Annotated in this window: 19 protein-coding genes; 11 read left to right on the forward strand and 8 right to left on the reverse strand. The window is 71.4% G+C overall.

The window, feature by feature from the left end; all coding sequences use genetic code 11:
• Nucleotides 1-21 precede the first annotated feature (21 nt).
• Together HHX31_RS00500 and HHX31_RS00505 are read left to right on the forward strand one after the other, a co-directional pair.
• On the forward strand, nt 22-831 hold the full coding sequence (locus tag HHX31_RS00500) for an NAD(P)-dependent oxidoreductase (protein WP_169943996.1): 810 nt from the start codon (nt 22-24) through the stop codon (nt 829-831).
• On the forward strand, nt 828-2,237 hold the full coding sequence (locus HHX31_RS00505) for an aldehyde dehydrogenase (NADP(+)) (RefSeq protein ID WP_169943998.1): 1,410 nt from the start codon (nt 828-830) through the stop codon (nt 2,235-2,237). The genes HHX31_RS00500 and HHX31_RS00505 overlap by 4 nt, the downstream gene beginning before the upstream one ends.
• A gap of 216 nt (nt 2,238-2,453) precedes the next feature.
• Here HHX31_RS00505 and HHX31_RS35475 read toward each other — a convergent pair whose 3' ends face one another.
• The gene (locus HHX31_RS35475; protein ID WP_169944000.1) at nt 2,454-3,083 is read right to left on the reverse strand and encodes a TetR/AcrR family transcriptional regulator; all 630 of its coding nucleotides are present in this window, start codon (nt 3,081-3,083) and stop codon (nt 2,454-2,456) included.
• Between the two features lie 165 nt (nt 3,084-3,248).
• Here HHX31_RS35475 and HHX31_RS00515 point away from each other — a divergent pair, with 165 nt between their 5' ends.
• From HHX31_RS00515 to cmdF, 4 genes are all read left to right on the forward strand, one after another.
• Nucleotides 3,249-4,955 carry an FAD-dependent oxidoreductase gene (locus HHX31_RS00515; RefSeq protein ID WP_169944002.1) on the forward strand — a complete coding sequence of 569 codons (1,707 nt, stop codon included), beginning with the start codon at nt 3,249-3,251 and terminating at the stop codon, nt 4,953-4,955.
• Between the two features lie 13 nt (nt 4,956-4,968).
• The gene (locus tag HHX31_RS00520; RefSeq protein WP_169944004.1) at nt 4,969-5,415 is read left to right on the forward strand and encodes an ester cyclase; all 447 of its coding nucleotides are present in this window, start codon (nt 4,969-4,971) and stop codon (nt 5,413-5,415) included.
• A gap of 195 nt (nt 5,416-5,610) precedes the next feature.
• On the forward strand, nt 5,611-6,384 hold the full coding sequence (locus HHX31_RS00525) for an IclR family transcriptional regulator (RefSeq protein ID WP_169944006.1): 774 nt from the start codon (nt 5,611-5,613) through the stop codon (nt 6,382-6,384).
• 200 nt (nt 6,385-6,584) lie between these two features.
• Nucleotides 6,585-8,207 (forward strand): tyrosine 2,3-aminomutase, encoded by a 1,623-nt coding sequence (cmdF, locus tag HHX31_RS00530; RefSeq protein WP_169944008.1) that lies wholly within the window; start codon nt 6,585-6,587, stop codon nt 8,205-8,207.
• Nucleotides 8,208-8,432: 225 nt separating this feature from the next.
• Here the strand turns inward: cmdF and HHX31_RS00535 are convergent, their stop codons facing one another.
• Together HHX31_RS00535 and HHX31_RS00540 are read right to left on the reverse strand one after the other, a co-directional pair.
• Nucleotides 8,433-10,019, reverse strand: coding sequence for a 4-hydroxyphenylacetate 3-hydroxylase family protein (locus tag HHX31_RS00535; protein ID WP_169944010.1), 1,587 nt, complete (start codon nt 10,017-10,019; stop codon nt 8,433-8,435).
• 37 nt (nt 10,020-10,056) lie between these two features.
• Nucleotides 10,057-11,304: an acyl-CoA dehydrogenase family protein gene (locus HHX31_RS00540; protein ID WP_169944012.1), complete on the reverse strand. Its 1,248-nt coding sequence runs from the start codon at nt 11,302-11,304 to the stop codon at nt 10,057-10,059.
• 268 nt (nt 11,305-11,572) lie between these two features.
• Between HHX31_RS00540 and HHX31_RS00545 the strand changes: the two genes are divergently transcribed.
• The 5 genes from HHX31_RS00545 to HHX31_RS00565 all read left to right on the forward strand — a co-directional run bounded on the left by HHX31_RS00545 (nt 11,573) and on the right by HHX31_RS00565 (nt 17,400).
• Nucleotides 11,573-12,328, forward strand: coding sequence for a class I SAM-dependent methyltransferase (locus HHX31_RS00545; protein WP_311930972.1), 756 nt, complete (start codon nt 11,573-11,575; stop codon nt 12,326-12,328).
• A 16-nt stretch (nt 12,329-12,344) separates the two neighbouring features.
• Entirely contained in the window at nt 12,345-13,475 is a 1,131-nt protein-coding gene (locus HHX31_RS00550) for a DegT/DnrJ/EryC1/StrS aminotransferase family protein (protein ID WP_169944014.1), read from the forward strand.
• 74 nt (nt 13,476-13,549) lie between these two features.
• Nucleotides 13,550-14,770: a class I SAM-dependent methyltransferase gene (locus tag HHX31_RS00555; RefSeq protein WP_169944016.1), complete on the forward strand. Its 1,221-nt coding sequence runs from the start codon at nt 13,550-13,552 to the stop codon at nt 14,768-14,770.
• 145 nt (nt 14,771-14,915) lie between these two features.
• A complete protein-coding gene (locus HHX31_RS00560; protein WP_169944018.1) occupies nt 14,916-16,115 on the forward strand; it encodes an acyltransferase in 1,200 nt (399 codons plus the stop codon).
• Between the two features lie 43 nt (nt 16,116-16,158).
• Nucleotides 16,159-17,400, forward strand: coding sequence for a cytochrome P450 (locus HHX31_RS00565; protein WP_169944021.1), 1,242 nt, complete (start codon nt 16,159-16,161; stop codon nt 17,398-17,400).
• A 278-nt stretch (nt 17,401-17,678) separates the two neighbouring features.
• Here the strand turns inward: HHX31_RS00565 and HHX31_RS00570 are convergent, their stop codons facing one another.
• From HHX31_RS00570 to HHX31_RS00590, 5 genes are all read right to left on the reverse strand, one after another.
• Nucleotides 17,679-18,770 (reverse strand): NAD-dependent epimerase/dehydratase family protein, encoded by a 1,092-nt coding sequence (locus tag HHX31_RS00570; RefSeq protein WP_311930978.1) that lies wholly within the window; start codon nt 18,768-18,770, stop codon nt 17,679-17,681.
• Between the two features lie 108 nt (nt 18,771-18,878).
• Complete coding sequence (locus HHX31_RS00575; RefSeq protein ID WP_169944023.1) at nt 18,879-19,442, reverse strand: dihydrofolate reductase family protein; 564 nt, start codon at nt 19,440-19,442, stop codon at nt 18,879-18,881.
• A 234-nt stretch (nt 19,443-19,676) separates the two neighbouring features.
• Nucleotides 19,677-21,098 carry an acyltransferase gene (locus tag HHX31_RS00580; protein WP_311930980.1) on the reverse strand — a complete coding sequence of 474 codons (1,422 nt, stop codon included), beginning with the start codon at nt 21,096-21,098 and terminating at the stop codon, nt 19,677-19,679.
• The gene (locus HHX31_RS00585) at nt 21,073-22,479 is read right to left on the reverse strand and encodes an NAD(P)/FAD-dependent oxidoreductase (RefSeq protein ID WP_169944026.1); all 1,407 of its coding nucleotides are present in this window, start codon (nt 22,477-22,479) and stop codon (nt 21,073-21,075) included. Before HHX31_RS00585 ends, HHX31_RS00580 begins: the two co-directional genes overlap by 26 nt.
• 219 nt (nt 22,480-22,698) lie before the next feature.
• Nucleotides 22,699-23,871, reverse strand: coding sequence for an epoxide hydrolase family protein (locus tag HHX31_RS00590; RefSeq protein ID WP_169944028.1), 1,173 nt, complete (start codon nt 23,869-23,871; stop codon nt 22,699-22,701).
• Between the last annotated feature and the right edge of the window lie 90 nt (nt 23,872-23,961).

A 23,961-nucleotide genomic window follows, 5' to 3' on the forward strand; every position in this document is an offset into this window, starting at 1 on the left:
GGCCGATCCGACAGGAGGCACATGCGAATACTCATGACCGGCGCGGCGGGCGGCGTCGGCACCATGCTGCGACCCCGCCTGGCCGCGGAGGGGCGAGTGCTGCGCCTGCTCGACGTGGTCCCCGTGGAGGCGGGGCCGGGCGAGGAGGCGGTGACCGCCGACATCACCGACCCGGAGGCGATGGACGCGGCGATGGACGGCGTGGACGCGGTGCTGCACCTGGGCGGCCACAGCGGCGAGCAGCCGTGGGCGGACATCCTCCAGGTCAACATCCACGGCACCTACGTGGTGCTGGAGGCCGCGCGGCGGGCCGGCGTGCGCCACGTCGTGCTGGCCAGCAGCAACCACGCGGTCGGGTTCTCCCCGCGCGGCGCGGGCGAGGCCCCCGACTACCTGTTCCCCCGCCCCGACACCTTCTACGGCGTGAGCAAGGTGACCAAAGAGGCGCTCGGCTCGCTCTACCACGACCGGTACGGCATGCACGTGACCTGCCTGCGCATCGGCTCCTGCGTCGAGCGGCCCGCGGACGTGCGCATGCTGTCGACCTGGCTGTCGCCCGACGACTGCGCGCGGCTGGCCGAGGCGTCGCTGGCGGCGGACGGCTTCCACGTGGTGTGGGGGGTGTCGGCCAACACGCGCCGCTGGTGGTCGCTGGAGGAGGGCCGGGCGATCGGCTACGAGCCCCAGGACGACGCGGAGGTCCACGCCGCGAAGCTGATCGCCGAGTACGGCGAGCCCGATCCGGGCGAGCCGCCGCACTCGCTGGTCGGCGGGGAATTCTGCGGGCCCGAGTACGACGTCGAGAACATCACGGCGGGAAGGACGAGATGACCGGTCAGGTGAACGAAAGCGTCCAGTCGGCGGTCGAGGCGGCCGCCGCGGCGGGCGAGGCATGGCGGGCCACGCCCCCGGCCGAGCGCGCCACCGTGCTCGAAGGCGTCGCCGACGCCCTGCTGAAGCACGCGGAGGACCTGTGGCCCGCCGCCGAGGAGACCCGGCTGCCGGAGGCGCGGCTGCGCGGCGAGATCGCGCGTACGGCCGCGCAGTTCCGGCTGTTCGCCGAGGTCCTGCGGGACGGCGGGTGGGTGGAGGCGGTGATCGACCACCCCGACCCCGGCGCCACCCCGCCGCGTCCCGACGTGCGCCGGATGAACCACCCGCTCGGCGTCGTGGCCGTCTTCGCGGCCAGCAACTTCCCCTTCGCGTTCTCGGTGGCGGGCGGCGACACGGCGTCGGCGCTCGCGGCCGGCTGCCCTGTCGTGGTCAAGGCCCACGAGGGGCACCCGCGCACCTCCGACCTGACCGCCTCCGTCGTACGGCAGGCCCTGCCCGACCCCGGCCTGCTCGGGCTCGTGCACGGGTTCGAGGCGGGGGAGCCGCTGGTGAAGCACCCGCTCGTCACGGCGGTCGGCTTCACCGGCTCGCTCGCGGGCGGGAAGGCCATCCAGAAGCTGATCGACGAGCGGCCCGACCCCATTCCGTTCTACGGCGAACTGGGCAGCGTCAACCCGGTCGTCGTGCTGCCCTCGGCCGACCCCGCCGAGGTGGCGTCGGGGTTCGCGGCGTCGCTGACGCTCGGGGTGGGGCAGTTCTGCACCAACCCCGGCCTGGTGTTCCTCCCGGCGGAGGGAGGATTCGAGCAGGCCGTCGCCGAGGCGGTCGGCGCGACCGGCGGCGGGCCCATGCTGACCGGCAAGATCCGCGAGGGCTACCTGCGGCAGTCCGGCCTGCTGGCCGAGCGGCTCACCGTGCTGGCCGGAGGGAGCACGGTGGACGGCATCACCCCGCAGGTCTTCGCCGCAGGGCTGGACGCGTTCGCGGACGGGCTGCCCGAACTGGCGGAGGAGTGCTTCGGCCCGGCGGCGATCGTCGTCCGCTACCGCGACCCCGCCGACCTGCCCGCCGTGCTGCGCCGGCTGCCCGGGTCGCTGACCGCGACCGTCCACGCCGCCGGGCCTGAGGAGGCCCGCGACCTCGTGCCGGTCCTGAGCCGGCTCGCGGGGCGGCTGATCTGGAACGGCTGGCCCACGGGCGTCGCCGTCTCCTGGGCGATGCACCACGGCGGCCCCTGGCCCGCCTCCACGGCCCCGGCGCACACCTCCGTCGGCGCGGCCTCGATCGGGCGCTGGACGACCCCCGTGGCGTACCAGGACTGGCCGGCCGACCTGCTGCCGCCTGAGCTGCGCGACGACAACCCCCTCGGCGTGCCGCAGCGCGTGGACGGCCGCCGCGCCTGACGCCTGACGCGCCTTACGCCTGACGCCCGCGCCGTTCCCGTTTCGGGGGCGGCGCGGCCGGCTATCGGGGTGTTCACGACCCTTGGCCGGGTCGGTCACTGCGCCGGAAGGCAACTCCGGTCCTCGCGAAGCCCGCTCCGCTGGGCGCAACGCTTGCGGTCCTCGCTCCCTTCCGCTCCGCTCCCTCCTGCCCGCTGAACGCCGGTGGTCGGCGCACTAATCGGGGTCGAGCCCGAGTAGCCGGCCGAGGAGCGCGACCTGGTCGGCGTAGTGCCGGACGAACTCGGGTGAGCGGGGATCCGCTCCGCAGACGCCCTCCACGACGTGCGGCAGCGTGGTGGTCGCCATCGCGGCGGCCATCAGCATGATGGTGAGGCAGGCGGGATCCACCTCGTCCGGCAGCCGGCCGGCCTCCTGCCGGGCGCGGACCTCCTCCACGTAGCCCCGCAGCCGCTCCGAGCGCGGCGCCTGGTCGGGATCGGTCCCCGGCCCCGCGTACTCCAGGCCGCTCCACGCCAGCAGCCGGACACCGTCAGGGTCGTGCAGCACCTCGAGCGCGTACCGGCGGAGCTGGTCGGACAGCGGTGTGCCGGGCGTCGCAAGCTCGCTCTGGCGCTGCCGCCAGCGTTCCCCGAGGGCCAGATAGAGGCCCTCCTTGCCGTCGAAGTAGTACGAGATCAGCTGCTGGTTGACGCCGGCCCTGGCGGCGATCGCGCTGAGCCGGGCCCCCGCGTATCCGTGCGCGGCGAACTCCACCGTCGCGGCGTCGAGGATGAGCCGGCGGGTGCGCTCGGGGTCGCGCTGCCGTTCGTGGGGGCGGGGAGACCGGCGTGGCTTGGCGGGCACGTGCCGATCGTATCTCTGACAGTCGCAACCGATCGGTCAACACAATCAACCATTCAATTGACACAATTTTAGGTTCGGTTGATTATCGGGAGGAGGAAGCCGCGAGCGCGGTCCCCGGCGCGGATGCGTTCGAGGCGCCGCCGGGCACAGACGGGAGCCGCAGCGATGGCCGGACCGTACGACCACAGGACCGACGTCCTCATCGTGGGGGGAGGCATCACGGGCCTGTCCGCCGCGCTCTTCCTCACCCGCCTGGGGGTCCGTCCGATGCTGGTAGAACGGCACCCCTCCACGGCGATCACGCCTCAGGCGCGGGCGTTCAACCCGCGCTCGATGGAGATCTACCGTGCCCTGGGGCTGGAGGAGGAGATCCGCGCGCGTCAGTCGATCCTGGCCGGTCTGCCGGAGATGATCGGCGCGGAGACGCTGGCCGGCCGGGAGCGCTTCCGCGTCGACCTGCTCGCGCACGTACGGCCGCCCGCCGAGGTCGGCCCCGCCGACTGGGCGATGATCGACCAGGACGAGCTGGAACGCGTCGTGCGCGCCCATGCCGAGAGCGGCGGCGCGGACGTGCGCTTCGGCACCGAGCTGGTGTCCTTCGACGCCGACGCCGACGCCGACGCCGACGCCGACGCCGACCCCCATGCCGAGGACGCGGGCGTGACGGCGGTCGTCCGCGATCTCGGCACCGGCGTCACGCGCCGCGTCCGCGCCTCCTACCTGATCGCCGCGGACGGCCACCGCGCGGGCGTGCGCGAGCGGCTCGGCATCGGCGCGGACCGGCCAGGACCCGCCACCGACGTCTCGTACTTCGTCTTCGACGCCGATCTCGGCGCCGTGCTGCGGGGGCGGCGCTTCCTGCTGGCCTATCTCGACCGGCCCGTGCCGGGCACGGTCCTGGTGCCGCTGCGTACGCACGGGCGGTGGATGCTCGGGGTGCCCGCGCACAGCGAGTCAGGTGAGCCGCAGGAGAGCTTTTCGGAGGAGCGCTGCGCCGAGATGGCCCGCCTGGCGACCGGGGTGGCCGACCTCGACGTCACCCTCGTGCCCCCCGTGCCCGGACGGCCGGGGAAGGTCACCCGCAGCACGGTCGGCGGCTGGGTCGCGCACCGGTTCAGGGCCGGGCGGGTGTTCTTCGCCGGCGACGCGGCCCACGTCGTGCCGCCCGCGGGGTCGTACGGCGCGAACACCGGCATCGCCGACGCGCACAACCTGGCGTGGAAGCTCGCCGCCGTGATCGCCGGCCGGGCCGGACCGGCGCTGCTGGACAGCTATGAGCGGGAACGCCGCCCGGTCGCGATGCTGACGCTGGACACCGCGACGCGGCACCTCGCGGGCCGCCGCGCGGGAACCGGGGCCGACGTCACCGGGATCGACGACATAACCATGATCTTCGGCTACCGGTACGAATCCGGGGCGGTCGTCCAGGAGACGCCGGTCCCCGACGCGCCGGCTGAGGACCCCCGCGTTCCCAGCGGGCGTCCGGGCCTGCGCGCACCGCACGTGTGGCTGGAGCGGGCGGGGACCAGGCTGTCCACGCTCGACCTGTTCGCCGGCGCCTTCACGCTGCTGACCGGCCAGGACGGCGGGGAGTGGGCCGCGGTGGCCGCACGGGAGACCGGGCTGGACGTCCATCGGATCGGCGCCGGCCTGCGCGACCCCGAGGACCGGTTCCACGGCGCGTACGGCGTCACGAGGACCGGGGCGGTCCTCGTCAGGCCCGACGGGTTCGTCGCCTGGCGTGCCCGTGAGCTGCCCGCGCGCCCGGGGCGCCTGGTGCGGGAGGTGCTGACGCGCCTGCTCGGCCTGGACGACGGGCCGTCCGACCGGCCGGTCCTCCCGGGCTGGCCCGGCCGGTGGCCGCCCGGATAACCTGGACTACCAGGTGCGGGGATTCGGGGGTCTCGCCGTGGCCGACGTGGTGGACCAATACTTCAACGCGTGCAACGCCCACGACCTGGACGCGGTCATGCGGTGCTACTGCTCCAAGCCCGTGGCGGTCGGTCCGGGCGGTCCCGTGGAGGGCCGCTCGGAGGTGGCGTCCTACCACACCGGCATCTGGCAGGCATTCCCCGACCTTCACGCCACCGTGATGCAGAAGCTCTCCGAGGGCGAGACCACGGCGGTCGCCGCGGTGGGCACCGGCAGGCACACCGGCTCCTTCCCGGTCATCGCCGGCGAGGTGCTCCCGGCCACCGGCAGGTACGTCAGCGTGCGGTGCTGCTGGTTCTTCTCCACCGCGGGCGGCCTGATCGTCCACCAGCAGGTCTTCTACGACCAGTTCGAGATGTATCTCCAGCTCGGGCTGTCACCCGTCCGCCTCGGCACCTGACACCGAGGCACGTGACCCGGGGCACGTGACCCGAGGCACGTGACCCGGGGCATCTGGCACCGGGGCATCTGGCACCGGGGCACGTGATCGCCACCCGCGCTCCGGCGGCGACATGGACGACATCGCCTCCCGGACGTCGTCGGCTCAGGAACCGGCTCACAATAGGAGGCGGACAGGCGGGCCAGGGAGGAACACATGGCGGAACCCGTGCCGCACGTGAAGTCGGCGCTCAGGACGGTCGAGCTGCTCGACTTCTTCGCGCAGTATCCCGGGCTGCACAGCCTCACCGACCTGCAGGGCAAGCTGGGCTATCCCAAGAGCAGCCTGCACGCCCTGCTGCGCACGCTGGTCGATCTCGGCTGGATCGAGACCGACGTCACCGGCACGCTCTACCGGATCGGCATGCGGGCCCTGCTGGTCGGGGCGACGTACATCGACGGGGACCCCGTGGTCCAGCTCGCGCACGACGCCCTGGACTGGCTGGCCGAGGTCACGGGGGAGACGGTGCACCTCGCCAGGCTCGACCACTTCGACATCGTCTATCTCGCCACGCGCGCCTCACGGCACTACCTGCGGCCGTTTTCGCGGGTGGGCCGCCGCCTCCCGGCGAGCACCACGTCGCTCGGCAAGGCGATCCTCGCGAGCAGGGACGACGACGAGGTGCGCGCGATGCTGCCCGCCGAGCTGCCCTCGCTGACGGCCCACACGATCGTCGACGCGGAGGACCTGCTGGCCGACCTGGGCCGGGTGCGCGAGCAGGGCTACGCCGTGGACCGCGAGGAGAACACCGAGGGGCTGCGGTGCTTCGGCGTCGCGCTGCACATCAGCGACCCGCCGCGCGACGCCATCAGCTGCTCGGTGCCGATCCCCCGCCTGACCCCCGAGCGGGAGAAGGAGATCGCCTCCTGCCTGCTGGAGGCCCGCGAGCGCATCGAGCGCTCAGCCATGCGCCGGCGCAGGGCGTACTGACCGGCGCCCCGCCGTACGGCCGGGGAAGATCCCGGCGAGCATCCCGGAAGATGCGCGGGTCACAGCCCGGACGTGACGATGACGGGGTGACGGTCGCGCTGCCTCCCGCTGTACGGGCCCACCGGCCGCGACCCGACCGGAGCCGCCGCCGTAGTGGCGGTAGCGGCCGCTTGCGTACCCAACCTACGGCGGGGTGAGAGATGACTCTGGTCGAGACCGAGACGTCAGTCGATTTCGACGGCGAGAACCTGGACATCGCGACAGTACGGCGCGTCGCGGAGAACCAGGTGCCGTGCGGCGTGGCGCCCTCCGCGCTGGCCAAGGCCGCGGCCAACAGGCGGCAGTTCGAGGAGATCATCCGGCAGGGCATCCCCGTGTACGGGGTGACCACCGGATACGGCGAGATGATCTACATGCTCGTGGACACCTCCAAGGAGGTGGAGCTGCAGACCAACCTGGTCCGCAGCCACAGCGCGGGGGTCGGCCCGACCTTCGCGGAGGACGAGGCGCGGGCGATCGTCGCGGCCCGGCTCAACGCGCTCGCCAAGGGCTACTCCGCGGTCCGGCCCGAGCTGCTGGAGCGGCTCGCGCTGTACCTGAACCTGGGGATCACCCCGGCCATCCCCGAGATCGGCTCGCTGGGCGCGAGCGGCGACCTGGCCCCGCTGGCGCACATCGCCTCCACGATCATCGGTGAGGGCTACGTGCTGCGCGACGGCCGCAGGGTCGAGACCGGCCCGATCCTGCGCGAGTTCGGCATCGAGCCGCTGAAGCTGCGCTTCAAGGAGGGGCTCGCTCTGATCAACGGCACCTCGGCGATGACCGGGGTCGGCTCCCTGCTGGTCAGCAGGGCGCTGGACCAGGTGCGGCAGGCCGAGATCGTCACCGCGCTGATCTGCGAGGTCCTGCAGAGCTCCACCAGTCCCTTCCTCGCGGACGGGCACGACGTGGCCCGTCCCCACCGGGGGCAGATCGACGCCGCCGCCAACATGCGGGCCCTGCTCGCCGGCAGCCGCCTCGCGGTGGAGCACGGCGACCTGCGGCGGGCGCTCAAGGACGGCGCGGAGGCGGCGGGCGACGGCGAAGGCGCGGGCGTCCACCGCACCGAGGTCTACCTGCAGAAGGCGTACACGCTGCGGGCGATCCCGCAGGTCGTCGGCGCCGTGCGGGACGCGGTCTACCACGCGTCGTCCACGCTGGAGATCGAGCTGAACTCCTCCAACGACAACCCGCTGGTCTTCGAGGGCAAGGAGGTGTTCCACGGGGCGAACTTCCACGGCCAGCCGGTCGCCTTCGTGATGGACTACCTCACCATCGCCCTCACCCAGCTCGGGGTCTTCTCCGAGCGCCGCACCAACCGGCTGCTGAACCGGCACCTCAGCAACGGCCTTCCCGAGTTCCTCGTCGCCGGGGACCCCGGCCTCAACAGCGGCTTCGCCGGCGCGCAGTACCCCGCCACCGCGCTGGTCGCCGAGAACCGGACGATCGGCCCGGCCAGCATCCAGAGCGTCCCGTCGAACGGCGACAACCAGGACGTCGTCAGCATGGGCCTCATCGCCACGCGCAACGCCCGCAGGGTGCTGGAGAACAACCACAAGATCCTCGCGGTGGAGTACCTGGCCGCGGCCCAGGCGGTGGACCTGTCCGGCAGGTACGACGGGCTCAGCCCGGCGGGCAAGGCGGCGTACGAGATGGTGCGCTCGCTGGTGCCGACCCTCGACAGGGACCGCTACATGGCCGACGACATCGAGCTGGTCGCCGCCGCGCTGTCCCGGGGCGAGCTGGTGAACGCGGTCGGCCGCGCCGACCTCGAACTGCGCTGAGCGACCGGCGGGACCGGTCTGGACCGAGAACAGGCGAAAGCCCGGGGCGGGACTCCCGCCCCGGGCTTTCCCGTGTCCACAGCGCATCCCAGGACCCGCCGCCTGAACCCGCGCGTGTCCCCGGGAACGGCGAACGCGCCGGACCTCGGGGGAGGTCCGGCGCGCCGGTGGTCGTGGTGCGGGCCATGGCCGCGTCCGGGGCGGCCGTGGCCGCCCCGCACGGGCTCAGAGGTCGAACAGGCTCTTCTTCGTCTGCCGCAGCTCGGCGAACGAGGACAGGTCGGGGACCGTCCAGCCGTCCAGGTCGTACTCGTTCAGGCACTCGTCGACGAACGCCTTGTAGCCGTCGACCTGGCCGTTGGCGATCTGCGCCGACAGCAGCTCCACCCGCGTGTTCTCGTGGTTGCCGGCGTAGTTGCGCTCGTACAGCTCGTGCCGCCCGCCGAACTCGGTGCCGACGGCGTCCCACAGCAGCTTCATCACCTTGATGCGCTCGACCGAGTCGATGCCGTCCGAGCCGCGCAGGTACTTGTCCAGGTACGGCCGGACGTCGGGGTTGTGGAAGTCCTCGGCGCTCGAGTTGACGTAGATGAGGCCGCTCGCGATGTCCTGCTGGACGATCTCCTTGACCCGGGGGTAGCCGATCTGCATGAACCACCGGTAGGCCAGGCCGTACGCCGGGTTGGGCAGGACGGCGCCGTTCACCCACGGGACGGGGTTGCGCGCGGCGGCGTCCGACAGGCCCCAGAACAGGTTGCGCCAGGCCAGCACCTCGCCGATGCGGCTCTGCACGCCCCGGAAGTCCTTGGTCCCGGTGATCTCCACGGCCTTCGCCAGCAGGCCGGCGATGAACTCCAGCTTCACCGCGAGCCGGGTGCACCCGTGGAAGGTGAAGCGCTCGGGGAAGCCGGACCGGCCGGTGAAGAGCTGGACCTTCCCCAGGTGCCCGTAGATGAAGACGTTCTCCCAGGGGATGAGCACCTTGTCCAGCACGAGGATCGTGTCGTTCTCGTCCAGCCGGGAGGACAGCGGGTAGTCGAACGGGCTGCCCATCACGGCGGCCTGGGCCGAGTAGGACGGGCGGCAGATCAGCTTGAGGCCCGGCGCGCCCATCGGCACGGTCGCGACCAGGGCGAACTTCTTGTCCTTGATCGGCAGGCCGTAGTGGGCGATGAAGTTGTAGTGGGTCAGGGCCGAGCCGGTCGCCACGACCTTGGCGCCGCTCACGACCAGGCCCGCGTCGGTCTCCTTCTCGACGTGCACGAAGACGTCGGCGACCTCGTCCGGCGGCCGGTTGCGGTCGACCGGCGGGTGCACGATCGCGTGGTTCCAGAAGAGGACCTTCTCCTGCGACTCGCGGTACCACCGCCGGGCGTTGTCGGAGAAGGGCTCGTAGAACTCCGCGTTCGCGCCGAGCGTGCCGAGGAACGCCCCCTTGTAGTCGGGGCTGCGCCCCATCCACCCGTAGCTCATCCGGGACCAGGCCGCGATCGCCCGCTGGTCGGCCACCAGGTCGTCGACGCCGCGCGGGGTGGTGAAGAAGCTGTGGGTGTAGCCGTCGCTGCCGGTGTCGGTCGGCACGACGAGGTCGCCCCGCCGGTCCGGGTCGTGCAGGGCGTCGTAGAGCCGCGCCGTCATCCGGATCGGGTTGTGGAACGCGGGATGCCTGGTGACGTCCGCGACCCGCTCGCCGTACAGGTAGATCTCGCGGTCGTCACGCAGGCTCTCGACGTACTCGTCGCCGGTCAGGGGACGCGTCCGCCGCGGCGGTGCGTGCTCCCCGGTGATCGGCGCGTCGTGGAGGTCTGTCATCGCCAGCTGTCCCTTCCTTCTCGGTCGTCCGGGGCTCTCACCCGTGGTCCGCGACGCCGAACCGGGCCCGGGCCAGTTCGCGCTTGGCGATGGTGGCGAGGAAGGTCGAGACGCCGGCGTGCGTGACGAACATCGACATGTCCCGCCAGACCCGCTCGATGCGCTCGCCCCGCTTCACGGCGCTCGACCCGGCGGTGGGGAACAGGTAGCGCTCGACCGCGCGCCAGCACAGCGACACCACCTCGGAGCAGATCGCGGCCAGGCGCAGCTCGTGCTCGTGGGTGATCGCCGCCGGGCCCCGGGCGCAGGCCTCGCGCCACTGCCGCACCGCGTCCATGGTCGCGGCCTCGGCGGTGGCGATCAGGCCGGCGGCCTTGCCGTACCTGAGCTGGAAGTCCGGGTCCTCGGAACGCACCACGATGGGCGGGAACGGGGTGGTGCGGGTGCGCATCAGGTCCTCGTACGCGTCGAGCGCGCCCTTGGCCATGCCGACGGCGAGCACCGCGTCCTCCATGACCATGAAGCTGAGCTGGCCGCCGCCGTACTCGGGGTTGCCGTGCAGGGCGCGCCCGGGCGAGCCCTGGCTGACGTCGATCTGGCTCATGTGGGTCTTGATCGTGTAGCGGTCGGGAACGCGGCCGCCGGTGATGCGGATGCTGTGGGAGCCGCTCCCCTTGAGGCCCAGCGCGTGACCCCAGTCGTCGAGGCGGGTCCACTGGTCGCGCGGCGCGATGAACATCATGGGCTCGGGCTCGCCGCCGTCCTCCGGGGTGACCATCGCGTGGCCCATGAAGTGCGTGGCGTACGGCGAGCCGGAGCAGTAGCCCCAGGTGCCGTCGATGACCCAGTCGCCGTCCTCGGTGCGCTCGGCCGTGCCGCCGGGCACGACGGTCGCCGGGCAGATGAACTCGCCGGAGGCGAAGATCTCGTCCTGCACCTCGCGGGGGAACACAGTGGCGGCGGGGAGCGCGTGCGCGGCGCCCAGGCAGAACATCCAGCCGGTCGACGGGCAGCCCCGGGTCAGGGCGATGGCGACCCGCATGAACGTGTCGATGCCGAACTCGTAGCCGCCGTACCGGCGGGGCACCAGGATGCGGTAGAACCCGGCCTTCCGGAACTCCTCGTGGACGTCCTCCCCGTAGTACGTGCGCTGCTCGGTCTCCGCCTGGAGTTCGACCAGGCGGGGCACCATGGCTTCTGCCCTCGCGACCACCCGCTCGGGCGTGAGGCCGGGCTCGGGAGGGGACGGGAGGCGGTGCTCGGGAAGATCGGTGATGACTCCCATGCTGCGCGGTTCCTCACGGTCTCGTGGGCGTACGGGTACGCGGTCAGCGTCACACCCGCCACCGGACCGGTGCATCTCCCGAAATGCCCTGCCATATCCCGGGACGTGCGGGCATGGCATTCCGGGATAAGACAGCGCGCCGGGCACCCGGAGAGAATCCGAGTGCGGTTCCCCGTCCCGGAGACGGTCAAGTAGCGGACGAGGCGCCCCCGCGACGCCGGTAGCGCCCGGCGTCCGCGCGGCGGGGCCCTGGCGGTTGGGAGTTGCGGTGACCACAGTCGACAGCCGAACACGGGACGACAACGTCTACGGAGAGGACGTCAGCGAGATCTACGACCTCCTCTACAAGCGGCGCGGCAAGGACTACGCGATGGAGGCCGAGGTGGTGACCGGCCTCATCCGCGACCGCGCCCCGCACGCGGCGACGCTGCTCGACGTGGCCTGCGGCACCGGAGAGCACCTCACGTCGCTGCGGACGATGTTCGAGCACGTCGAGGGGGTCGAGCTGTCCGACGCCATGCGGGAGCGGGCCATGGCCAAGCTGCCCGGCGTCGCCGTCCACCCGGGGGACATCCGCGACTTCGACCTCGGCCGCACCTTCGACGCCGTCTGCAGCCTGTACGGCACGGTCGGCTACATGGCCGGCACGGAGGAACTCGACGCCGCGATCGGGTCCATGGCCAGGCACGTCGCTCAGGGCGGCGTCCTCATCGTCGAACCGTGGTACTTCAGGGACGGCTTCGTCGACGGCCACATCGGGCACGACGTCGTCCGCGACGAGCACCGGGTCGTGGCGCGGGTCGCGCGGTCCGTACGCGTCGGCGACACGGTCGAGGTGCGGGCCCACTACCTCGTGGGCGACGGCGAGGGGGTGCGCCACTTCGAGCACGTCCAGGTGATGAGCCTGTTCTCCCGGGAGGAGTACGCCGCCGCGTTCCGGCGGGCCGGCCTCGACGTGACCTGCCTGGAGGAGACGGGCGACCTGCTCGCCGGGCGCTCGCTGTTCCTCGGCGTGCGCCGGTGAGGGGGAGGGGCGGGCGGTGATCCCCCTGTTCCGGTCCACGGTGGCGCCTGGCGCCGCGGAACTGGTCGCCGACGTGGTGCACAGCGGCCGGTTCGGCCACGGGCCGCGGGTGGAGCAGTTCGAGCGCGCGCTCGCGGAGCGCGTGGGCAACCCCCACGTGGCCGCGTTGAACAACGGCACGTCGGCGCTCCACCTGGCGCTGCACCTGGCGCTGAGATCGGCCGGCGGGCAGGAGCAGGACGGGCCGCCGGGCGAGGTGCTGACCACCCCGTTCACCTTCGAGGCCACCAACTGGAGCATCCTCGCCAACGGGCTGCGCATCACCTGGGTGGACGTCGACCCGGCCACGCTCACCATCGACCTCGACGACCTGGCGAAGAAGATCTCGCCGGCCACCCGGGCCGTCATGGTGGTGCACTGGGGCGGCTGCCCGGTGGACCTCGACCGGCTGGCGCGCATCCTGGACGACGCCGAGGCGGCGTACGGCGTCCGCCCCGCCGTGATCGAGGACTGCGCCCAGGCGTGGGGGGCCCTGTGCCACGGCCGGCCGCTGGGCAACCACGGCAACTACTGCGCCTACAGCTTCCACGCGACCAAGCACCTGAGCTGCGGCACCGGGGGCATGCTCGCCCTGCCAGACGAGCGGTCGCTGGAGCGCGCCAGGCGCCTGCGCTTCTTCGGCATCGACCGTGACGCCGACCGGGTGAACGCCGACTACGACGTGCCCGAGTGGGGCTACAACTTCTACCTGAACGAGATAGGCGCGGCCATCGGCCTGGCGAACCTCGTCGACGTGGACGCCCGCGTCGAGCGGCACCGGCGCAACGCCGCCTTCTACGACCGCGAACTCGCGGGCGTGCCGGGCCTGGAGTTGACGGAGCGCACTCCGGGGCTGGAGTCGTCGTTCTGGCTCTACCCGGTCAAGGTGGAGAACCGCGCCGCCTTCATGCGGAAGATGACGGCCGCCGGGATCACCGTGAGCGTGGTGTGCCGCCGCAACGACGCGCACGGCTGCGTCACCGCGGCGCGCACGGCCCTGCCGGGGCTCGACTCGGTGGACGAGCGCGTGGTCAACATCCCCGTCGGCTGGTGGCTTTCCGAGGAGGACCGCGCGCACATCGTCGCGACGGTGAGGTCGGGCTGGTGAATTCCGCGCCATTGGCGGAATTCACCGCAACCGCCGATAAGAAATGCCGCGGACGGCGGTGTTAACGTCCTGTCATGGATATTTCCTGCCGAATTTGCGGCGGCCCTGTGAAGGCGGCGGTCGATCTCGGGTCGCACCCCCGTGGGAACGCGTTCCCCAAGCCCGGGGACACCTCGGACGAGTTCTTCTTCCCACTCGTCGTCGGAATGTGTGACTCGTGCACCATGGTCCAGCTCATGGCGGACATTCCGCAGGAGGTCAGATATCACGACGAATATCCGTACCACGCCTCGAATTCGGTGGTGCACAGCCGGCACTTCGAGGGCATCGCCGAGCGGTTCCTGGAGACGGAGCTGACGGGCCCCGACCCGTTCATCGCCGAGATCGGCAGCAACGACGGCGTCATGCTCGCGCGGATCGCCAGGGCGGGGGTGCGGCACCTCGGCATCGAGCCCTCGCGGCAGGTGGCCGAGATGTCCAGGGCGCGCGGCGTCCAGGTCCTGTCCCGCTTCTTCGACGAGTCGGCGGCGGAGCCGATCCGCGCCGAGCACGGCCCGGCCGACGTCATCTTCGGCGCCAACGTGATCGCGCACATCGCCCACCTCGCCTCGGTGCTCAAGGGCGCCAGGCAGCTGCTCGGCCCGCGCGGCGTGTTCGTCTTCGAGGAGCCCTACCTGGGCAGCGTCGTCGAGCAGACGGCGTTCGACATCCTCTACGACGAGCACTCCTTCGTGTTCTCCGTGCGCGCGATCAGGGCCGCGGCCGAGCTCTACGGGCTCGAACTCGTGGACGTCGAGCACGTCGAACTGCACGGCGGCTCGATGCGCTACACGCTGGCCAAGCCGGGCGCGCGCGAGATCCGCCCCGCGGTCGGCGAGTGGCTCGCCAGGGAGGAGGCCCAGCGCCTCGGCGAGCACGCCACGCTGGAGGAGTTCGCCCGGCGGGCGGCCCGCGTCCGCGACGACCTCAACTCGCTGCTGCGGAGCCTGCGCGCCGAGGGGAAGACGATCGCCGGCTACGGCGCCCCCGCCAAGATCACCACGGTCACCAACTACTGCGGGATCGGGCCCGACACGGTGCCGTTCGTCTGCGACTCCACGCCGTCGAAGCAGGGCCGCCTGGTGGCGGGCTCGCACATTCCCGTCGTCTCGCCGGAGGTCTTCGCGGCGAACCCGCCGGACTACGCGATCCTGTTCGCCTGGAACCACGCCGGGGAAATCATGCGCAAAGAGCGGGAATTCGCGGAGCGCGGCGGCCGGTGGATTCTCTACGTGCCCGAGGTGCACGTCGTCTGAGCGCTTTCCGGAATAAGCACGGGGGGAGATGCGGCGGCGCGCGGCGGATGCGAATGATGGAGTCGCCGGAAAGCGACATCCCCAGATTGCCCAGCGTTTCTCCATTTGCCGGCAGGGGCAGTCCGAGTCGAAAGGAACACCCACCGTGTCCGTGGCGACATCGTCGGTTGTGCGCGGTGCCCCCCAGGAGGAGCGCCGCCCCGATCTGCCAGCACTGACCGGCATGCGGATCATCGCCGCACTGCTGGTTTTCATGAGCCATGTCATCTTCCCGATGACCGCGGGCGACTTCGACCCCGCGACGCCGTTCCAGGACGACACCATCACGCAGAACCTGATGTGGTTCTTCTCCCCGGGCGGCTTCATCGGAGTGTCGTTCTTCTTCATCCTGAGCGGCTTCGTGATCACCTGGTCGTACCGGCCGGGTGACTCGGTCCGCGCCTACCTGCGGCGCCGCTCCGTGAAGATCCTGCCCAACCACGTGGTGACCTGGGCGCTCGCGATGCTCCTGTTCGCCGCCGCCTACACGCCGATGTGGGGCCTGCCGAACCTGCTGCTCGTCAACTCGTTCTCGCCCGACTCCAACTACTGGGGCGGGGCCAACATGCCGGCCTGGTCGCTCAGCTCGGAGATGCTGTTCTACCTGCTGTTCCCGCTGCTGATGATCCCGATCGGCAAGATCAGGGAGAGCCGCCTGTGGGCGTGGGCCGGCGTCACCGTCGTCGCGATGGCCGCCGTCTGCCTCGTCACCCTCTCGCTGCTGCCCGACCAGCCGCGCTACCCGGGCGACCCGCTGTCGCTGACGCAGTTCTGGTTCGTCTACATGTTCCCCCCGGCCCGCCTGTTCGAGTTCGTGCTCGGCATGATCCTGGCCCGGATCGTGATCAGCGGCAGGTGGCCCCGCATCGGCCTCACCCCGGTGGTCGCACTGCTCGTGGTCGCGTACGCCGCCACCCTGTGGGTGCCCTCGCCGTTCAGCCTCGTCCTGGTGACGGCGGTCCCGTTCGGCCTGGCGATCGGCACGTTCGCGACGGCCAACCTGCGCGGCCGGCGCACCGTGATGGGCAGCAAGCCCATGGTGTGGCTGGGCAACGTGTCGTTCGGCTTCTACATGACCCAGGCCGTGGTGCTCTTCTGGCTGCGTCCCACCGTGCTGGGCCGCGCCGAGTACGGCGTCGTGGGCGGCACCCTGCTCGTCCTCGCGCTGATCGGCGTGAACGTGGTCGCCGGATGGCTGCTCTACCGGTTCGTCGAGCAGCCCGCGATGCGGCGGTGGAGCCGGGCCCGCGGGACCGGCACCGAGGAGGCGCGCCCGCAGGCGGTCTCCACCGGCTCGTCCAACTGACTCTTCCTTGTCCAACGCACCAAAGAACGACCGGGAGACATCCGTGGAACGACGCTGCCCAGTCCTCGACACCACCGGCCGGGACATCCACGCGGAGACCGACCGCCTGCGCGCACAGGGTCACGCGACCCAGGTCGAGCTCCCCGGCGGGGTGATCGCGTGGTCGGTCAACACCCACGCCGCCATCCGTAAGCTGCTGAGCGACCCGAACGTCACCAAGAGCGCCAGGAACCACTGGCCGGCGTTCATCAACGGCGAGATCCCCCCGGACTGGGAGATGATCAGCTGGATCGCCATGGACAACATGGTCACGGCGTACGGCAAGGACCACGTCCGGCTGCGCCGGCTGGTCGGCAAGGCCTTCACGCCGCGCCGCACCGAGGCGATCAAGCCGCGGATCGTGGAGCTGACCAATATGCTCCTCGACGCGCTGGCGGCCACCCCGCCGGGTGAGGTGGTCGACCTGCGGCAGCAGTTCGCCTACCCCCTGCCGGCGATGCTCGTGGCCGACCTCATCGGGATGTCCGAGGCCGCCCGGGTCGAGACCGCCAAGGTCATCGACATGATGGTGGACACCACCGTCACCCCCGAGCAGGCCCAGAGCATCCTGCTCGGCTGGCGGGGCGCGATGGACGAGCTCATCGCGGAGAAGCGCCGCAACCCCGGCGAGGACATCACCAGCGACCTGGTGGCCGCGCGCGACGAGGACGGTTCGCGCCTGTCCGAGCAGGAACTGGCCGACACGATCTTCGCGATCCTCGGCGCGGGCTCGGAGACCACGATCAACTTCTTCGACAACGCCATCACCGCCCTGCTGTCCAACCCCGAGCAGCTCGAACTGGTCACCTCGGGCCGCGCGAGCTGGGACGACGTGATCGACGAGACGCTGCGCGTCGAGTCGCCGCTGGTGCATCTGCCGCTGCGGTACGCCGTCACCGACATCCACCTCGACGGGGTCACCATCCCGAAGGGCGACCCGATCCTGATCAACTACAGTGCCGTGGGGCGCGACCCGGCCCTGCACGGCGTCGACGCCGGCCGCTTCGACATCACCCGGCCGGACAAGGAGCACCTGTCGTTCGGCTACGGGCCGCACTACTGCCTGGGCGCGGGCATCGCCCGGGCGGTCGCGACGATCGGCCTGTCCAGCCTCTTCGAGCGCTTCCCCGAGCTGACCCTCGCCGTCTCGAAGGACGAACTGCAGCCGCTGCCGACGTTCATCATGAACGGCCACCGGTCCCTGCCGGTGCGGCTGACCGCCCCGGTGCCCGCCGGCGTCAGCTGAGCGTCGCGGCTCGACGACAGAGCCTGACGACAGAGCCTGACGACAGACCCTGACGACAGACCCTGACGACAGAGCCCCCCGCCCGGGAGACCCCCGGTGCGGGGGGCTTCGCCGTGGTGCGGGCGCCCCGCCTCCGCGGTGGTGCTGGCTTCCGGGCTCCGCGGTGGTGCGGGCGCCCCGCCTCCGCCGTGGTCCGGGGAGGGGGGCAGGGGGGTGCAGACGCGAGGAGGGCCGGGCGGCGCCCGGCCCTCCTGTTCTCCTGCCGCTGTGATCTCCTGTCACGCGGCGCTGTCCAGCACGGCGGGCTCGCGCGCGGCGACCGCGCCGGTGTCGGGCAGGGCCAGCCACCAGGGGTTGGCGCGGGCCCAGGCGACGGTCCGCGCGACGCCCTCCTCCAGCGAGGTGGCGCACCGCCAGCCGAGCACGCGGCGGGCCTTGGTGCTGTCGGGGATGCGCCGTGGCACGTCCTCGTAGGCCGAGCCGAGCGCGTGGCGGGTGTCCACCGCGTCCATCTGGTCCTGCGCGGTGGCGGCGCCGGTCAGTCTGGCCACCAGCGCGCCGGCCTCGCGGACCGTCGTCTCGACCATGCTGCCCAGGTTGAACGACTCGCCGACGGCCGCCGGGTGGTCCGCGGCCAGCAGCGTGCCGTCCACGGCGTCCTCCACGTAGGTGAAGCACCGAGTCTGCCCGCCCCTGTCGTACATGACGATGGGCCGGCCGTTGAGCGCTCGGTGGATGCTGCGGCTCAGCACGAACGCGGGGCGCTGCCGCGGGCCGTACGCGTTGAAGTAGCGGACGACCGTCGCGGGCAGGTCGTGCTGGCGGGCGAAGGCGAAGGTCAGGTGCTCGGTCAGCGCCTTCGCCGTGGAGTAGGTCCAGCGGTCGGCGGAGGTGGAGCCGAGCACGCGGTCGGCGTCCTCCGTCCACGGCACGGCGGGGTTCTTGCCGAACACCTCGCTCGTGCTGGCCACGACGACGCGGGCGCCGGCGCGGACTGCCTGCTCCAGGACGTTGCGGGTGCCCTGGAAGTTGATGTCGATGACGTCGAGGGGCCGGGCCAGGTACTGGTCCACGCCGACAACGGCGGCCAGGTGATAGACCACGTCCACCCCGGCGGTGATCGCCTTGGCGAGCCCGTCAGGATCCCGTACGTCGCCCTGCACGAGCCGGGCGTGCTCACGGGCCAGCCGCTGGTGCTCCGGCAGCGGGCCGCTGTCGAAGACGGTTACCTCGTCTCCTCTGGAGATGAGGCGGTCCACCAGGTGGCTGCCGATGAAGCCGGAGCCGCCGGTCACCACCACGCGGGCGGGACGGTGGCCCGTCCCGGGTGACGACGACAACCGGTTCGCCCTTCTTGCGTCTCTTTCCACGGCCGCTGATCCCTTCCGTAGACGACGCGCCCGGTCGGGCGCGTACCCGAAATGGCGCGACGGCCGCCCGCGACCGGCGCGGAGGCCGTCGCGGGCGACCGTGTTCTCCTAGTCCTCCGGCGCCTTGGGAGCCGTGGGCCGGTAGTTGAGGATGACGATGCCCGAGGCGAGCGTCCTGCTGTCGACGAGCTCCAGCGGCGAGGCGACGCCCTTGCGGTGCAGCTGTCCCTCCTCGCTGCCCACGAGGACCGGGTGGAGCCACACGTTGACCTCGTCGAGCAGGCCGTGGCTCAGCAGCGACTCGGTAAGCCGCCCCCAGCCGAAGGTCAGGATGTTCTGCCCCGGCTGCTGCTTGAGCGCGGCCACCTCGCCGGCGACGTCGGACCCGATGACGGTGGAGTTGTTCCAGTCGGCCTTCTCCAGCGTCGAGGAGACGACGTACTTGGACACGCTGTTCATCCGCTCGGCGTACCCGCTCTCGTCGGTCATCTCGGGCCACGCCTCGGCGAAGCCCTCGTACGTGACCCGCCCGAGCAGCAGGGCGTCGCTGGCGAACAGCAGCTCGCAGGCCTGGGCCTCCGCCTCGTCGCTCCAGTAGTCCATCGACCAGAGCTCGGGGTGCTCGATGGCGCCGTCCAGCGATGTCATGACCGATGCGATGAGCTTCCTCATCCGCTGACCTCCTTCGTGTGTTCGCGGCCGTGCCCCCGCACCCTCCCACGCGGAGGGGGTCCAGCGGTGGCGCAGGCCGGATGTGGCGCGTGACCGGATCCGGCCGCGCGGGGGACCTGGGAGAACGTTTCGACCGCAATGCCGGAGAGGCCGGTGACGGTCGCGGCTGGCGATCCGTCGGGTTCGGCGCTCTCCGGCGTTGCGGTCGTGGTCGTGCGCCCCGCTACGCGGCGGTCAGGCGCGGTCGGAGCCGGTGGACGCGGCGCCCACGGGCACGCCCTGCTGCACCGGGTCCGCGGTGGCCACGGGCCGCCTGGTGTCCTTCTTGAACCAGACGTTCCACAGCTTCATCACCGGGCGCTCCAGCGCGTAGTAGCTGACGGTGGACAGGATCACGCTCACCGCGAGCACGAAGGCCGTCAGCTCCCAGAAGCCGACGGTGCCCCGGAACTGGGTGGCGTCCAGCGGGTCCACCCCGAAGATGTTGCCGTTCTTCAGGTAGAACTCCTGGACCAGCACGTGCCACAGGTAGATGCCGTACGAGATGCGCCCGAGGTAGCGCATCACCGGGTTGGCCAGCACCGCCTCCATGAACCGCGACTTCGCCTCGGGCAGCGTCAGCGGCACGATGAACAGCACGCCGAAGACGAGCACGAGGGTGTGGCCGACCAGCTCCTGGATCAGGGCGGGCCAGTCGCCCATGCCCGGGGTGCCGAAGGGCTGCGGGGCGTACGCCAGGTAGACGACGAGCGCGGCGAGCCAGAACATGTTCGGCCGCCGGATCGCCAGCCGGTAGAGCCCGGGCACCCGGCCGGTCACCTCGGAGTAGGCGTGCAGGATGCCGAGCACCATGCCGCAGGCGAAGGCGGTCATGTAGTAGAACGGCCAGAACCAGAACTCGTACGGACCCGTGAACGAGGGCAGGTTCGTGTAGATGATCCACGCGTAGCCGCCGGCCAGCACGAGGGCGGGCGTGATCATCATGAGCCGCATCCGCCTGGCCGGGTCGGGGCTGCGGCGCGCGAGCCGGTTGGAGGCGAGCGCGAGCAGCGGGATGGCCAGGTAGAAGGTGAGCTCGGTCGGGACGGTCCAGGTGTGCAGCAGACCGGTGAGCGGCTGGCCCTCCTGCCAGAAGAAGTGGATCGCCAGGAACGGCCGCAGCACGTCGCGGATGCCGTTGATCCCGTTGAGGTTGATGAACAGCAGCGCGACGGCCAGCATCAGCCAGTAGGCGGGCAGGATGCGGAACGCGCGCCGGGTGAGGAACGCCGGCACGTTGGGCTTGCCGCTGCCGGCCAGGATCGCGCGGGCGAACGGCCGGTAGAGGAACAGGCCCGACAGCAGGAAGAAGGGCGGCAGACAGACCGCGAGGCCGTCCGCCAGGTATCCCCAGATGCCGTTGCCGGGCTGGTCCATGAAACTGGTGGCGCCCGCCAGCCACGCGGCGTGGAAGACGAGCACTCCCAATGCGAGGACTCCGCGTACACCCTCTAGCCGCGGAATTCGTTCACCGCTGTCGGCTCTCGCGCCGCGCGTGCTGGATGTGGCCACCATTTGCCTGCTCCTATCAGGAGTGAATCTGTTCGCAATCGTTTGGCGTTGCCAATCGACCCCCCTTGCGTCGTAATCATCAGCTTCGGCCGGAAATGCGCACATCTCCTGAAATGCTGGATTCGGTGCGGCTCTCCGCCCACCGCGGCGACGCGGCGGGCCGCGGGCGGCCGCCCTTCAGCAGGGCCCGCAGGATCATCCCGGGGCTCATGAGCGCCTGCGGGGGGTCGACGAGCCCCGCCACGCGCATGAACGTCCTGGTCGCCAGGCCGTCTCTGGACATGGCGTTCTGCACCCTGGCCATGTAGGCGTTCATGAACCGCACCATGAGCGGGCGCTCGCCCTCGACCTCGGGGAAGCTCAGGTCGCCGCCCGCCGAGACGTTCCAGGGCACGTCGATGACGGCGGAGATGTCGCGGAAGAAGTCGAGCGGCCTGGGCTCCGTCCCCTTGCGCAGGTGCGTGCGGAGCGTGAGCGACTCGAGGGCGGCCACCGTCATGCCCTGGCCGTACACGGGGTTGAAGCTGCACGCGGCGTCGCCCATGACGAGCAGGCCGTCGGGGAAGCGGGTGAGCCGCTCGTAGTGCCTGCGGACGCTGGCCGGGTAGCGGAAGGAGACGGGGTCGTCCAGCGGTTCGGCGTCCTTGATGACGTCGTAGATGTCCGGGACCGGCAGGGACTTGACGAAGTCCATGTAGCCCTCGGGGTCGGCGGGGGCGCTGTCGCCCAGCACGCCGGTGAGGGACACCACGCACCTGCCGTCCTCGATCCTGGAGAAGAAGGCGCCGCGCGGGTGCGAGGGCGTGGAGACGGGGTTGATGGACAGGTCGCCGTTGAGGATGCTCTCGTCCCGCAGCCGGAAGTGCCGGGTGGTGTAGGTCAGGTTGATCTTGACCTTCTCCTCGGCCGGCCGCTCGTAGCCGAACTCCTCCAGCCACACCGGGGTCCGCGACCCGCGGCCTGTGGTGTCCACCACGAGGTCGGCCTCGATGGTCACCTCTTCGCCGTCGTGGGGGCGCACCCGTGCCCCGGTCACCCTGCCGCGGTCGGGGGTGGCGACGAGCCCGGCGATGTCGTGCTCCTCCAGGAACGTGACGTTGGGGAGCGCGGCCACCCGGGCCCTCACGTGGCTCTCCAGCACGGGCCGGGCGGCGGAGACGCAGATCAGGCCGGTGCGGGCCGGCTGGAGCCGGGCGCCGTTGAAGAACCAGCGCAGCTCGCCGAGGTCGCCGGTGGGCACGCCGGCGGCCACCGCCCCCTCGGTGAACCCGGGGAACAGCTCCTCGAGGATCTGCTGGCCCCGGGCCAGCAGTCCGTGCACGTGCCGGCCCTGCGGGACGCCGCGGCGCGCGGTCGTCACCCCGCTAAGCCGGTCCCTGTCGACGACCAGAACCTCGGCGTAGCCATCCGCGAGCACCCGCGCCGCGAGCAGACCCGCCATGCTGCCGCCGAGCACCACCGCGCGGTTTCCCACGAGACTGCTCATCGGGTTACCTCCCTGTGTACCGGATCGCGTAGAAAAGTGCGGCGATCCGCCGTTTCGCACCTCGTCATCGTCAGACGGCCTCGGGAAGCGGCGCATCTTCCGCAGTGCTCCGGTGCCGAGCCGGCTCACGGGGGTGTTTCCGGGCATGCCGAAGGGCCGGGTGGAGGGAGCCTGAGCCGGCTCCCTCCACCCGGCCGGGGTGTCTCGATCAGCGCGGCGTCAGGCGTTCACCGGCGCGGGCCGCAGCGAGCGCGCGAACGCCCGCACGTCGCCGACCAGCAGGCCGGGCTGCTCCAGCGCCGCGAAGTGCCCGCCGCGGTCGAACTCCGTCCAGTGCGTGATCGTCGGCAGCGCCTGCTCGGCGAAGCGGCGGATCGGGCGGGTGGCGTCCTTGGGGAAGACCGCGACCCCGACCGGCATGGCGAGCGGCCACGGCCCGCCCCACGTCTGAACGAAGGCCGCGTCGCCGTGGCTGGACTCGTAGTAGAGCTGCGCGGACGATCCCGCGGTGGCGGTGAACCAGTAGATGGACACGTTGGTCAGCAGGGCGTCGCGGTCGACCGCGTCCTCGGGGGCGTTCTCGGAGTCGGTCCACTCCTTGAACTTCTCCGCGATCCAGGCGAGCTGGCCGACCGGGGAGTCGGTGAGCCCGTAGGCGAGGGTCTGCGGACGCGTGGACTGGATCTTCTGCCAGCCGAGCCCGTCCTGCTGGAACCGGCCGCCGTGCTCCAGGCGGGTCAGCTCGTCCGCGTCCAGGTTCAGCGTCGCCGGGTCGCCGGGCGGGAACGTCACCAGCATGTTGATGTGCACGCCGGCCACGTGCTCGGGGTCGGCGAGGCCGAGCTGCAGCGAGATCACCTTGCCCCAGTCGCCGCCCTGCGCGATGTACCGGTCGTACCCGAGGCGGTTCATCAGCTCCGCCCACGCCCGCGCGACCCGCGGCACGTCCCAGCCGATCTGGCCGGTGGGGCCGGAGAAGCCGTAGCCGGGGATGGACGGGATCACGACGTGGAAGGCGTCGGCCGGGTCGCCCCCGTGGGCGGCCGGGTCGGTCAGCGGGCCGATGACGTCGAGGAACTCGGCGACAGAGCCGGGCCAGCCGTGCGTGAGGATGAGCGGAGTGGCGTGCGGCTCGGGCGACCGCACGTGGATGAAGTGCACATTCGCGCCGTCGATCTCGGTCACGAACTGGGGGTACTGGTTGAGCCGCCGCTCGGCCGCGCGCCAGTCGTAGCTCGTCCGCCAGTACTCGGCGAGGTCCTTGAGGTACGCCAGGGGAACGCCGCGGTCCCAGCCGACGCCCGGCAGTTCGTCCGGCCAGCGGGTGGCGGCGAGCCGCCGGTTCAGATCGTCCAGGTCGGCTTGCGGAATTTCGACACGGAATGAACGCATGTGTGCACCTGATTCGGTAGAAGCTGCGCTGCCTGATGCGATGCGATCTCGGCCGCCTGCGGAGTCGCTCGGGCCGCGTGAGGAGCTGTC

The organism is Microbispora sp. H11081, assembly GCF_012999535.1.
Taxonomy (GTDB): domain Bacteria; phylum Actinomycetota; class Actinomycetes; order Streptosporangiales; family Streptosporangiaceae; genus Microbispora.

What these genes read in the sequence shown, in the direction of transcription:
- HHX31_RS00500 (WP_169943996.1), top strand. Translation starts at nt 22, where the DNA reads ATGCGAATACTCATGACCGGCGCGGCGGGCGGCGTCGGCACCATGCTG.
- HHX31_RS00505 (WP_169943998.1), top strand. Translation starts at nt 828, where the DNA reads ATGACCGGTCAGGTGAACGAAAGCGTCCAGTCGGCGGTCGAGGCGGCC.
- HHX31_RS00515 (WP_169944002.1), top strand. Translation starts at nt 3,249, where the DNA reads ATGGCCGGACCGTACGACCACAGGACCGACGTCCTCATCGTGGGGGGA.
- HHX31_RS00525 (WP_169944006.1), top strand. Translation starts at nt 5,611, where the DNA reads ATGGCGGAACCCGTGCCGCACGTGAAGTCGGCGCTCAGGACGGTCGAG.
- cmdF (WP_169944008.1), top strand. Translation starts at nt 6,585, where the DNA reads ATGACTCTGGTCGAGACCGAGACGTCAGTCGATTTCGACGGCGAGAAC.
- HHX31_RS00535 (WP_169944010.1), bottom strand. Translation starts at nt 10,019, where the DNA reads ATGACAGACCTCCACGACGCGCCGATCACCGGGGAGCACGCACCGCCG.
- HHX31_RS00540 (WP_169944012.1), bottom strand. Translation starts at nt 11,304, where the DNA reads ATGGGAGTCATCACCGATCTTCCCGAGCACCGCCTCCCGTCCCCTCCC.
- HHX31_RS00555 (WP_169944016.1), top strand. Translation starts at nt 13,550, where the DNA reads ATGGATATTTCCTGCCGAATTTGCGGCGGCCCTGTGAAGGCGGCGGTC.
- HHX31_RS00575 (WP_169944023.1), bottom strand. Translation starts at nt 19,442, where the DNA reads ATGAGGAAGCTCATCGCATCGGTCATGACATCGCTGGACGGCGCCATC.
- HHX31_RS00580 (WP_311930980.1), bottom strand. Translation starts at nt 21,098, where the DNA reads ATGTGCGCATTTCCGGCCGAAGCTGATGATTACGACGCAAGGGGGGTC.
- HHX31_RS00585 (WP_169944026.1), bottom strand. Translation starts at nt 22,479, where the DNA reads ATGAGCAGTCTCGTGGGAAACCGCGCGGTGGTGCTCGGCGGCAGCATG.
- HHX31_RS00590 (WP_169944028.1), bottom strand. Translation starts at nt 23,871, where the DNA reads ATGCGTTCATTCCGTGTCGAAATTCCGCAAGCCGACCTGGACGATCTG.